The organism is Seonamhaeicola sp. S2-3 (assembly GCF_001971785.1).
GTDB lineage: Bacteria > Bacteroidota > Bacteroidia > Flavobacteriales > Flavobacteriaceae > Seonamhaeicola.
Genome location: NZ_CP019389.1, coordinates 3,552,111 through 3,564,859, shown reverse-complemented (window position 1 = coordinate 3,564,859; position 12,749 = coordinate 3,552,111). Strand labels below are relative to the sequence as shown.

At 31.5% G+C, this 12,749-nt stretch carries 10 protein-coding genes and 1 CRISPR repeat array; of the genes, 1 reads left to right on the top strand and 9 read right to left on the bottom strand.

The genetic code is table 11. The features are described 5' to 3' along the window. Nucleotides 1–120: 120 nt before the first annotated feature. Nucleotides 121–2,898: direct repeats of the CRISPR family, unit length 46 nt; unit sequence CCTGTGAATCATCCATAAATTTAAAGAACTGAAAGCAATTCACAAC. Between the two features lie 439 nt (nt 2,899–3,337). After that, complete coding sequence (locus tag BWZ22_RS15630; protein ID WP_076701785.1) at nt 3,338–3,637, top strand: hypothetical protein; 300 nt, start codon at nt 3,338–3,340, stop codon at nt 3,635–3,637. On the opposite strand, the gene BWZ22_RS17110 is transcribed toward BWZ22_RS15630, so the two are convergent. From BWZ22_RS17110 to folE, 9 genes are all read right to left on the bottom strand, one after another. Next, nucleotides 3,634–3,834, bottom strand: coding sequence for an ADP-ribosyltransferase domain-containing protein (locus BWZ22_RS17110; protein WP_076701784.1), 201 nt, complete (start codon nt 3,832–3,834; stop codon nt 3,634–3,636). The genes BWZ22_RS15630 and BWZ22_RS17110 overlap by 4 nt on opposite strands. 323 nt (nt 3,835–4,157) lie before the next feature. Beyond that, nucleotides 4,158–5,246, bottom strand: a complete 1,089-nt coding sequence (gene yiaK / locus BWZ22_RS15620; RefSeq protein WP_198027630.1) for a 3-dehydro-L-gulonate 2-dehydrogenase — start codon at nt 5,244–5,246, stop codon at nt 4,158–4,160. Nucleotides 5,247–5,490: 244 nt separating this feature from the next. Beyond that, nucleotides 5,491–5,829, bottom strand: a complete 339-nt coding sequence (locus BWZ22_RS15615) for a hypothetical protein (protein ID WP_076701779.1) — start codon at nt 5,827–5,829, stop codon at nt 5,491–5,493. 204 nt (nt 5,830–6,033) lie between these two features. Further along, nucleotides 6,034–6,411: a truncated hemoglobin gene (locus BWZ22_RS15610; RefSeq protein WP_076701776.1), complete on the bottom strand. Its 378-nt coding sequence runs from the start codon at nt 6,409–6,411 to the stop codon at nt 6,034–6,036. Between the two features lie 311 nt (nt 6,412–6,722). Continuing rightward, complete coding sequence (cysI, locus tag BWZ22_RS15605) at nt 6,723–8,420, bottom strand: assimilatory sulfite reductase (NADPH) hemoprotein subunit (RefSeq protein ID WP_076701774.1); 1,698 nt, start codon at nt 8,418–8,420, stop codon at nt 6,723–6,725. 35 nt (nt 8,421–8,455) lie between these two features. Continuing rightward, nucleotides 8,456–10,258, bottom strand: a complete 1,803-nt coding sequence (locus tag BWZ22_RS15600; RefSeq protein WP_076701771.1) for an assimilatory sulfite reductase (NADPH) flavoprotein subunit — start codon at nt 10,256–10,258, stop codon at nt 8,456–8,458. Between the two features lie 21 nt (nt 10,259–10,279). Continuing rightward, nucleotides 10,280–10,915 carry a peroxiredoxin gene (locus tag BWZ22_RS15595; protein WP_076701768.1) on the bottom strand — a complete coding sequence of 212 codons (636 nt, stop codon included), beginning with the start codon at nt 10,913–10,915 and terminating at the stop codon, nt 10,280–10,282. 231 nt (nt 10,916–11,146) lie between these two features. Further along, nucleotides 11,147–12,040, bottom strand: a complete 894-nt coding sequence (locus BWZ22_RS15590) for a LysR family transcriptional regulator (protein ID WP_076701766.1) — start codon at nt 12,038–12,040, stop codon at nt 11,147–11,149. A 55-nt stretch (nt 12,041–12,095) separates the two neighbouring features. Beyond that, complete coding sequence (gene folE, locus BWZ22_RS15585) at nt 12,096–12,749, bottom strand: GTP cyclohydrolase I FolE (protein WP_076701763.1); 654 nt, start codon at nt 12,747–12,749, stop codon at nt 12,096–12,098.

The following is a 12,749-nucleotide window of genomic DNA, read 5'->3' as shown; positions in this document are numbered from 1 at the left end:
AAGCAATTCACAACTCTGGAGTTTGATTGATATTAATTTCTAAACCTGTGAATCATCCATAAATTTAAAGAACTGAAAGCAATTCACAACTGATAAAGAAAATGATAAATACATTATAGTCCTGTGAATCATCCATAAATTTAAAGAACTGAAAGCAATTCACAACTGTTTAATTTTTGATTTATCTAATTTCTTTCCTGTGAATCATCCATAAATTTAAAGAACTGAAAGCAATTCACAACACTACAGATTCTATTAACTTTAATTGGCCGCCTGTGAATCATCCATAAATTTAAAGAACTGAAAGCAATTCACAACTTGGGCGAATTGTTGAACAACTTAAACAAACCTGTGAATCATCCATAAATTTAAAGAACTGAAAGCAATTCACAACTTGCTTTTATACTTTTCACATTGGGCGCACCTGTGAATCATCCATAAATTTAAAGAACTGAAAGCAATTCACAACATAGATAAGTAAGTAATTTTTAATTTATATCCTGTGAATCATCCATAAATTTAAAGAACTGAAAGCAATTCACAACCATATTCAATGTCATCCACTTCTACTGTTCCCTGTGAATCATCCATAAATTTAAAGAACTGAAAGCAATTCACAACTTGAGATAATTCCCTCCAATACCTAGCAAGCCTGTGAATCATCCATAAATTTAAAGAACTGAAAGCAATTCACAACGTATGTGGTAAAAATGAAAATGATACCTTACCTGTGAATCATCCATAAATTTAAAGAACTGAAAGCAATTCACAACTTTTCATTGCATGCACATTTAATCATTCCTCCTGTGAATCATCCATAAATTTAAAGAACTGAAAGCAATTCACAACATATCAAAATCTAAATGTATAAAAGTCGGACCTGTGAATCATCCATAAATTTAAAGAACTGAAAGCAATTCACAACATTAATCAAACTTAAAAGACTAATTACTCTCCTGTGAATCATCCATAAATTTAAAGAACTGAAAGCAATTCACAACAGTACATACTTAACACCTACATAAACATTTCCTGTGAATCATCCATAAATTTAAAGAACTGAAAGCAATTCACAACGGACGTAAAAGCCTTTGCGCTGAAAGCAAACCTGTGAATCATCCATAAATTTAAAGAACTGAAAGCAATTCACAACTACCAGCACCGCTAGGAGCTGATAAGTTTACCTGTGAATCATCCATAAATTTAAAGAACTGAAAGCAATTCACAACAATAGGTGAGCCTTCAAAATTTTATTGGGGCCTGTGAATCATCCATAAATTTAAAGAACTGAAAGCAATTCACAACATACCGTTGCTATAAAGCACTTATATACAACCTGTGAATCATCCATAAATTTAAAGAACTGAAAGCAATTCACAACTGCCGTTACTTCTGTACCGGCAAAATTAGACCTGTGAATCATCCATAAATTTAAAGAACTGAAAGCAATTCACAACTAATAATTACGGCTATTTTACTGAATATTACCTGTGAATCATCCATAAATTTAAAGAACTGAAAGCAATTCACAACATATTAGGGTCTGTATCTTGGTCATAACCCCCTGTGAATCATCCATAAATTTAAAGAACTGAAAGCAATTCACAACATAATAGATATATAAATGCACAAAATAAAGCCTGTGAATCATCCATAAATTTAAAGAACTGAAAGCAATTCACAACAGGGCTACATTTAACGATAAAAGAAACTACCCTGTGAATCATCCATAAATTTAAAGAACTGAAAGCAATTCACAACTAATTTGTAAATCGCATATCTCAATATAGCCTGTGAATCATCCATAAATTTAAAGAACTGAAAGCAATTCACAACCAATAGAGTACCCATCGCCTTTTATTATTTCCTGTGAATCATCCATAAATTTAAAGAACTGAAAGCAATTCACAACAAGTTCCACTAATAAACTATCTGTTTTTAACCTGTGAATCATCCATAAATTTAAAGAACTGAAAGCAATTCACAACACATCAAAAAAGCAGGTTTAAAAGAGATTGCCTGTGAATCATCCATAAATTTAAAGAACTGAAAGCAATTCACAACAGGCACACCTTTAATTCCAAAAACCCAATTCCTGTGAATCATCCATAAATTTAAAGAACTGAAAGCAATTCACAACTCACTAAGCAGCATTTGATTAAAGTAACTTCCTGTGAATCATCCATAAATTTAAAGAACTGAAAGCAATTCACAACCAAGTTGCTATTGTAGTGTTGTTTTCATCTCCTGTGAATCATCCATAAATTTAAAGAACTGAAAGCAATTCACAACGATTGGTAGGTTGTTTAACTTACTGCTAACCCTGTGAATCATCCATAAATTTAAAGAACTGAAAGCAATTCACAACAAGCCAGGAGCAGGTTGATAAAATCGTTAGCCTGTGAATCATCCATAAATTTAAAGAACTGAAAGCAATTCACAACAAGCCAGGAGCAGGTTGATAAAATCGTTAGCCTGTGAATCATCCATAAATTTAAAGAACTGAAAGCAATTCACAACGAGGGTGTTGCAAAGATGGACGACCTTAAACCTGTGAATCATCCATAAATTTAAAGAACTGAAAGCAATTCACAACCTTTTGGGGTGCGCGTTAAAAAGCCTGTGCCTGTGAATCATCCATAAATTTAAAGAACTGAAAGCAATTCACAACAGCGTTAAACGGTAATATTACAAGCGGTGCCTGTGAATCATCCATAAATTTAAAGAACTGAAAGCAATTCACAACGAAATAGATACAAGGCTTTGCAATCGAACCCCTGTGAATCATCCATAAATTTAAAGAACTGAAAGCAATTCACAACACTCGGATTTAGACTATTTTAGATGATTATCCTGTGAATCATCCATAAATTTAAAGAACTGAAAGCAATTCACAACAAGAACTGCATCAATTTTTTACAAGACATCCCTGTGAATCATCCATAAATTTAAAGAACTGACCGAGCGCAGCGACCGATGAACACATTAGTTTAAAATAGGATTGGTGAATAAAGCAATTCACAACGGTCAATGACGTGTTAAAAAGATTTTAGGCTTGCGTATGCAGTAGTTTCCTAAGATAGTATGTCTTCACGCACAGTTCGTTCTGAAGCAAATATCATTTCAGATAAATCTATATGTATTTCTTTTCATTTTTTCAAGCTTTTCGTTTAAACCGTTTTGTTTTAAGTGTTTTTCAAATTCTGTATGACATGGCATTATAAATTCAAACTCAATAAAAATAGCTTCTGGTGATGTTTCCAGATTATGGTTTTCGATATAATAATTTGCTAACTCTATTAAATTCAATGTTCTATGATTTTGTATCTTTGTAATTATGACTGATTTAAGTAAAAATCCATATTTAGATTCTAAGGGCAACGTTGTTTCAGGAAAGGAAATTGAATTCTTGAACTGGAACCAAGAAACCATGCAAAAAAATAATCCTTATGCTGATAAGGATGGCTCTTCATTAAAAGGTAAATTGGACCAATATTTTGAATACCTCGAAAAGGTTTCCAAGCTATATCAAGAAGATTTATTAAAGCTTCCTTTGCACATCCAAGAGAAGTTAAAAAACAATTCTCGTCAATTTGCACAGCGCATGCAGATTGAAAGCACAGGAGAAAGATTTTAAATTTCTTCAAGCTTGATTTTATAATGTCCATCTGTTCTTATTATTTCTATTATCTTAAATTTCGAGCCCGACCTTAATAACACCTCCTTTTCATTTGCAAATGCTGATAAGTGCTCAATTAACTTACCTGATTTGCTTTTTATAATAAACTGTACGTTTCCGCTAAATGCTTTTTTGATAATGAACCTGTGAATCATACATAAATTTAAAGAACTGACTGAGCGCAGCGACCGATGAACACATTAGTTTAAAATAGAATCAGTGAATAAAGCAATTACTCACGGATTTAATTATTGTTTTAAGTGTTCGTGAACTTCCTACGTCAGTTTCACAACGGATTAACGTTATTTCAGTAAGACTTGGTTTGTGGATGCCTCATAAATTTAAAGAACTGACCGAGCGCAGCGACCGATGAACACATTAGTTTAAAATAAGTGTTAGTGAATAAAGCAATTTACAACATCTCATTTTACTTAGTGTTTAGAATCGATCCCACGCATCATCTGGGTTTACAGTAAAATTAATTAAAACAAAAATTATAACATGCTATTAAATAAACGGTTAATTGATATGATTGTTGATTTAATAATTTAAGCTTAAAAAGGGGGGAAGAAAATCTTGTTTTTTCAAAAGATATGTTTAATATATCTTGCCAGATTTCCTTATCTACGGGAATACCTTCTTTAAGATGTTTATTTCTTAATTCTAAAGTTTTTTCTCCTGGGTAATATGTGCGTTTACCAGTTTCCATAGGTTCCACATCATGGCTGTATTGGATAATTTCATTGAGTAGTTTTTCTTGAAGATTTGTGTCATGGAATAATTTAGGGAAAATACTTATAAATATTTGGGAAACTCCTGTTTCATATTTGTTTTTTCCAATTTCATAGGTGGAATTTCCTACTGATAATAATGTTGCTAACATATCTAATGTCATGGATAGAGCAGATCCTTTCCAGTAACCAATAGGTAAGCCTCTTTCATTATCTAAAATTTTTTCAGGATCATTAGAAAGCTTATCATTAGCATCCCAACCACCAGGGAATGGTAATTTTTCTCCCTTTAATTTGTAGCTATTAATTTTTCCAAAAGCAAACTGAGACATTGCCATATCTAAAACTACGTGACCTTCTTTTCTGGGAATGGATATAACAAGAGGATTATTTCCTAATCTGCTTTCTTTTCCTCCCCAAGGAGGCATATTAGGTTGGGTATTAGTGAAAGCAATAGATATACATCCGCTATTAGCCGCTTGCCATCCATAGGTTCCTCCGCGCATCCAATGGTTTGTATTGCGAAGTGCAACCAATCCAATTCCATGTTCTTTTGAAAGGGTTATTGCCCGCTCCATACATTTTGTTGCGTTAATTATTCCAGCACCAAAATGACCATCCCATCGTTCAATACAACCGAAGGATTCTGACTTTTCGGCTTCAGCTTTTACGTTAATGATACCTTTTTCTACATATTTAATAAAATGCTTTACTCTATTAATTCCATGAGAATTAATTCCGTCTAAAGTATTTTCTGTATACACTTTAGCAAGTGTTTTGGCTTTTTTATCTGAAAAATGATGCTTCAAAAAAAGAGTATGTAGTACTTTCTCCATTTCATCGAATTTAACTTTAATAGGTTTTGACTTTATGGATTTGTGTTTAAGCATTTTATATTTATTTTATTTATGATAAGTATAATAAAAAATAACCTTAGAGGTCTATATCTTTTGTTTTTTATAGCGTAAATGTATTAATTCATTTATTTTTTAGAGAATTGATTATAGTTTCAGTACTAATTTTGTGTAATATATTACAGGGTTTTACACAATCGTTTTTATATAGTTAATTAATAAAAGATTAAATCAAATTAATAGCAATAATACAGAGGCAAACAAAAACACTTGCAATGAGTATGTTAAATGCGGGTTTTGAATCTAAATCTATTAATACAGCAGCATTAAAGCTCATACAAAATACGGTTATAAGGAAAAGCTCTATTAATCTAATTGTTTTGAAATTACAATTTTGAAGAGTTACCATAACTGCTACACCTCCTAAACAGCTTTGTCCTAAAAGTGCTACGGTTTCATATCCCCACTTTTTTTTTGAAAATTCTGTTACTAAATTATTATAAAGTTTAGGTAATTTACTTTTGTGCCCTGAATGGTTTGTTGAAATCATTTTTGAATTTTTCATTTATGTAAGGGTTTTATTTTTTTTAATTGTTGTTCCTTTTCCACATTTTTATTGTTATAGAGCAAGTGTTTTTTATGTAGTGTTGGGAAATTGTCTTTTAAAGCAAACGAGGTGGTTATTAATTATTTTCTCTATCCGTAGTTTCTCTCCTTTAAAAATGGTGTTGTGTTTAAGTATAACCTGAATAAATTCAGTTAATTAACCTCAGAAACTATAAAGTGCTTCTTCAACATTTCTATTATGAAATGTTTTGTTTTGTGCTAGTTTGGCGGCTATCCACTTGGCTTCGTTAACAAGTTCACCTTCAAAGTTCTCATCTAAAGTCTTGTAGAATAACTCAATCCAACGAACAAAATATTGTCTTTCCATTGTAAAGTTATCATGAAAAGGACATACATAGCCATAGTTAGTATCTAGTAATATTGATTGCCAAAAATGATACATTTTTTTTACCTGTTTAGTTCTTTCTTCTTTAGAATTATTCTTGAAAATAGATCTTAATAAATCATCTTTTTCTATTTTAGCATGAAAGGCATCTACCAAAAGCTTTATGTCTTCCAACTGTTGTATGTTTCGTGTCATTTGAGGTTTTATTTAAGTTTTGATTTAATACTACATTTCATAGTAATAATAAGCTTATAATAAAGCTATACCTTACTCATGTTTTTCTTTTATGTCTTAAACAGTTTGTTATAGCTTTAAGATAATGAAGGCTTAATTATACACTTTAAGTAATTAGGTATTAAGACCTTTTTGTCTTAAATAAGATTAAAATTTTTAAAAGGACATATGTTAATATATTAATGCTTTTTTAACTTGAAAAGATTTACTGATTTGGGTTATTAGTTTTACGGCATTTCATAGAGTTTTTATAAGAACCTAATTTTAAGACTTTATTGAAGCACCTGTAAAGGACGGTTTGTTTTCTTAATAATTCCTTTACGTATCACAAAATCTCCAAAAGTTTCCTGTTTCTTTTTCTCTTTAGCATAAATGCTTATTATTGGTTCTAGTTCATTGAGAATGTTCTCCTCTGAAAGCATTTCTTTATATAGTGAATTTAACCTATCTCCATTGTGACTAGCTCCTAAATAAAGATTATAGCGTCCAATAGCGCGACCTACTAAACCAATCTCACCTAATGATGAACGTGCACAATTATTAGGGCAACCCGTCATCCGAATGTTAATGGCATCATCCTTTAGTCCATTTTTTAAGATAATCTTATCAAGTTTATCTATTAAAGAAGGTAAATATCGTTCAGATTCTGCAAAAGCTAACCCACATGTACCCAAAGCTACGCATGCCATTGAGCTCTTTCTTAGCCCTGTTAGCTTATTATTTATAATGCCATTACGCTTTAAAATAGTTTCAATGTTTTCTTTATCGTTTTTAGATACATTTCCAATTATGAGATTTTGGTTTCCTGTTAAACGAAAATCTCCTTTATGTATTTCAGCTATTTCTTTTAAAGCTTTTTTTAATGTATAACCTTCTTTATTTTTTACTCTTCCATGCTCAACGAATAACGTGTAATACCACTTATCATTTGTTCCTTTTAACCAACCGTATTTATCACCGTTTGAAACGAATTTATAAGGATAAGGACGCTCAATATTCCATCCAAGGCGGATATTTAATTCATTAACAAACCATTCTAGACCTCTATCATCGATGGTGTGCTTTAATCTCGAGAGCTTTCTATCTGACCGGTTACCATAATCTCTTTGAATTCCTATCACCGTTTCAGCTACCTCAATGACTCTGCTTTTTGGAGTAAAACCTATAACATCAGCTAACCTAGGGTAGGTAGATTTGTTACCAAAAGTACTTCCTAATCCGCCACCAACGCAAACGTTAAACCCTATTAATTTTTTATTTTCTTCAATAGCTATAAACCCTAAATCGTTAGCAAAAATATCTACATCGTTATGAGGTGGAATTGCTAGAGCTATTTTAAATTTTCGAGGTAAATATGTGTGTTTATAGATGGGTTCAGCATCAGGAATTCTAGATACCTTTTCTTTATTTAACCATATTTCATGATATGCCGTAGTTTTAGGTAGAAAATAATTGCTTATTTCACGCGCAATACCATAGACCTCTTCGTGAATAAGAGATTGATACGGATTAGGGTTACACATTACATTTCTATTTACATCGCCACAAGTTGCAAGTGTACTTAAGAGCGTTTTGTTTACTTCTTGAATTGTTGGTTTTAAATCTCGTTTTAAAATTCCATGAAATTGAAATGATTGTCTTGTGGTTAATTTAAGGGTGTTATTCCCATATAGACTTGATAGTTTATCGAGTACAAGCCACTGTTTTGGAGTTGTAACGCCACCAGCAACTCTTACTCTAACCATGAATTGATATAAGGGCTCTAGCTTTTTTTGTTTTCTCTCGCTCTCTAAATCTCTATCGTATTGTTGGTACGAACCATGATATTTTATAAGCTTTACATCATCTGGGTTTAAAGCACCCGTTAAGGGATTTTCCAAGCTTTCTTTGATGGTACCTCTAAGAAAATTACTTTTAGTTTTTATTTTTTCGTCTTCAGATAAATTATTTTGTACAAATTTATTGTTCATAAATATTTATTAGGGGTTAGAGAATTGGTATGAAATCAATACACATCTGTTTGATATCTATTGGATAGCTGCATGTCTTTTATATAGTCTTCCGCTTTTTCAAGAGATAAGCCTCCTTGTTGTTGAATTATCTCCTTTAATGTAGTGTTCACATCTTTGGCCATTCTTTGGGCGTCTCCACAAACATAAAAATGCGCACCTTTTTCTAACCAATTATATAGTTCTTTGCCATTTTCTAACATTTTGTGCTGAACGTACTGTTTTTGTTTTTGGTCTCTTGAAAAAGCAACGTCAGCTTTTGTTAATACACCTTCTTTTAAATATTGTTGCCATTCGGTTTGATATAAAAAATCTGTTGTGAAATTTCGATCCCCAAAGAAAAGCCATGAAGGTGTTTTCTTTTCATAAACTTCAATATGTTGCATAAAAGCCCTAAATGGTGCAACACCTGTTCCAGGTCCAACCATAATAATTGGGATATCAGGATTTTCAGGAAGTTTGAAGCGACTATTTTTATCGATAAAAATTTTCACTTTATCATCAATCTTCAAACGGTCTGCAAGCGTTACAGAACATAAACCTTCCTTATTTCTACCAAATGCATTATAACGAACTACAGATACTAGTAAATGTACTTCATTATCAACAGCATCTTGACAAGACGCTATAGAATACATACGTGGTGTGTTTTTTCTTAACACAGAAATTAGTTCATTTGGTAAAAGATTATACGGTTCTTCTTCTAACAAATCTAATATATCACGCCCGTGTAAATATTCAGTAATTGTGTTGTTATCCTTTAATTTAGCTTTTAAACCAGAGCTATTGGTTAACTCTGCGTATTTAGTTAAAGTATTTTTTGTTAGAGGCGTTAACTCATAATCATAAGTTAATGCTTCTAACAAGGTTTTTTCTCCACTATGGCTTTTTACTATTTGTTCTCCTGTTAAATTAGTAGCTTTTAAAACAGCTTTTGTTAAATTAATAGAATTACTACCGTATACCCCTAAGGCATCACCTGGTTCGTATTTTAACCCAGAACCTTGCAAGTCTAACTCCAGATGAATTGTTTCTTTTGAAGATCCTTTACCATTCAGATTTATTTTTTCTAGTACAGTGGCCTCAAAAAGATTCTTTTGAGAATATTTTACTGCACTGTCAGAATTTGTATTATTAACTTTAATCCCTTTAACTGAAATTGCTTTAGAGGTTTCTTGAATACGATCAAGAAATATTTGTTGCCATTCTTTGGCCTTATCTTCATAATCTACATCACAGTCTTGTCTAGGAATGAGGCGTTTAGCACCCAATTTTTCTAAAACGGTATCAAAATCTTTACCTGTTTGGCAAAAATCAATATAACTACTATCACCAAGTCCTAGAACAGAAAAGTTAATGTGTGAAAGATTTGGAGCTTTTTTACTGTGTAAATATTTATGAAAAGCTTCAGCTTGTACGGGCGGTTCTCCTAAACCATGTGTGCTTACAATAATAGCTAGGTTTTCAACTTTACTTAGATTTCTAGTTTTAAAGGATGCCATATCCGAAACCTCTACTTCAAAGCCTCTTTCCTTCGCCTGCTCAAAAAGATTATATGCGAGAGCTTCACTATTGCCTGTATGACTACCAAATAAAATATTTAATTTTTTTGATTTATCCTCTTCTATATTAGCGTTATGAGATATATCTTTTTTACTTGAAGACGCTTGTATAAGTCCTGAAAAATAGCCGCTTAACCAATGAAACTGTTCAGAATTAAGCGCAGACAAAACATCATTAAGTTTTTCCTTTAGCTCATTGTTAAACGGCCCATCTTTCAATCCCTTTTTAAATTCCATTTTAGATAACTAAATCTTAAATTATTTATTTGGTTGAGGTGTATACCTTAAGTATGGTTTTATAATACGATGACCTTTAGGATATTTGGCTTCAACATCTTCTTGTGCTACTGATGGAGGAATTATTACATCTTGTCCTACTTCCCAATCTACAGGAGTGGCAACATTATATTTAGCAGTAAGTTGAAGTGAATCTAGCACTCTTAAAATTTCAGCAAAGTTTCTTCCAGTAGAAGCAGGATAAGTAATAACAGCTTGAATTTTTTTGTTTGGATCTATAAAATAAACAGATCGTACTGTTGAAGTACTAGAAAAGTTAGGATGAATCATACCATAAAGAGTAGAAACTTTTTTGTCATCATCAGCAATAATTGGAAACTCTACTTTAGTGTTTTGTGTTTCATTGATATCATTAATCCAACCATTATGGGAATTTAAATCATCTGTACTCACAGCAGCCACCTTAGTTTCTCTTTTTTTAAATTCATCTTTTAATTGTGCAGTTCTTCCAAGTTCAGTTGTGCAAACTGGGGTAAAATCTGCAGGGTGGGAATAAATAATTCCCCAATTATCTCCTAACCACTCATGAAAATTAATTTCACCATCTGTTGTTTGTGCAGTAAAATTTGGTGCGTTGTCTCCAATTCTTAAACTCATCTTTATTGTTTTTAAATTATACATTCAAAAGCATTATACCCAATATTATAGGGGGGTAGCTTATCTAGGGGCAAATCTAATAGCTAAGTAATTGAATTTCAAATAACAAATTCTTATTACCAATAACTAGAAGTTATGACCATGAGTTTGTTTATACAATGAATAAAATGTTGGAATTTTCTTTAAAATGAATTTGAAAAGCTTATTAGAAAATATAAGATATTAGAAAACTTATGACCTATAGCTGTGAATTAAAAACTGAATGAATAAAGAAGGTAGTCCTCCTTCAGGACCTTGTCGTCTAATGAAATAAAAATGTCTTGGAATGGACATCTTTTTAACTTCAATTATTTTTAGATCTCCATTTTGTAATTCTTCAAAAATAGTATGCAAGGATACAAAAGCCATGCAATTTGAATGTTGAAGATATGATTTAATTGCTTCTGTACTACCTAACTGCATTTCTATAATTAAATCAGACAGTCTAATACCTTTTTCTTTTAAAGCATTAGCAATGACTTCTAAGGTTCCAGAACCAGGTTCTCTAAGAAGTAAGGGAATGTTTTTTAACTCTTCTGGCAGAATTTCATCTTTTTTTATGGATGAATTTTTACTACTACATACAAGCACAATCTCATCTTTTAAAAAAGGGGTGTAGTGCATCTCACGTTTTTTTAATTTACCTTCTACTATTCCCAATTCAATATCTTTGTTTAGTAAAGCTTGTTCTATTTGTTCAGAATTGCCACTAAACAATTCAACTTTAACATCTTGGTGAATTTTGTGAAATTTTGCTAATAAAGGAGGTAGAATGTATTGAGTAATAGAGGTGCTAGATCCTACATGTAGTGTGCCCTGTAAAGTTGCATTAAGCTGATTTAAATCAAATTCTAATTGACGATATATTTCATGTATTTTCTCTGTATGTCTAAGCAATACTTCACCTGCTGGAGACAATGTAACTTTATTTCCTTGCCTGTCAAATAAAGCTAGATTAAAACGAGTTTCTAACTCCTTTATGTGTTTGGTTACAGCAGGTTGAGATATAAGTAATTCTTCAGAAGCCTTAGTAAAATTAAGCCTTCTTGCCACTGTATAAAAAACTTTTAGTCGAAAATTAAACATTGTTAAATAAATGCTAAAGATATTAATAAAACAAATATTTCATTTTTTTTGTTCTTTATATTAATAGTTTAGTTTTATTTATTGAATTTAGAAATCTGGATTTTTCTTTTTCTTTTAAAAACTTCCCACTAAAAAAATTTGTTTTGGTATAACTGTTTTCGTCTCCAACGCCACGAGAAGCTACACAGAGATGATTGGCTTCAATATGAATAGCTATATCGTCTGTTTTTAATAAAATCTTCAGTTTTTCACCAATTTCAACAGTAAGTTTTTCTTGTATTTGAGGTTTGCTAGCATAAAATTGAACAATGCGATTTATTTTAGACAAACCAATAACGCGGTCTTTTGGTATATAAGCTACTGCGGCTTTTCCAAAGAAAGGCACAAAGTGATGTTCGCAATATGAATAAACCTTTATGTTATCTACTAAAATCATTTCACGATAACTACTGACGTTCTCAAAAAAGGAAATACTTGGAAAATTCTTCTCATTCAAACCTTTAAAAACTTCGTTTATATACATTTTCGCAACACGTTTAGGGGTTTCTTTTAGGCTTGGATTATCTAATTTTAAACCTAATGCTTCCATAATCTTTGCGAAATGATATTCAATAGTTTTTAATTTTTCTTCATGTTTTGATATGGCTTCCAAATTTTGAATTTCATGGTTAGAAAAAATATTGATTTCATGCCGTTCTTTTCTGTTCAT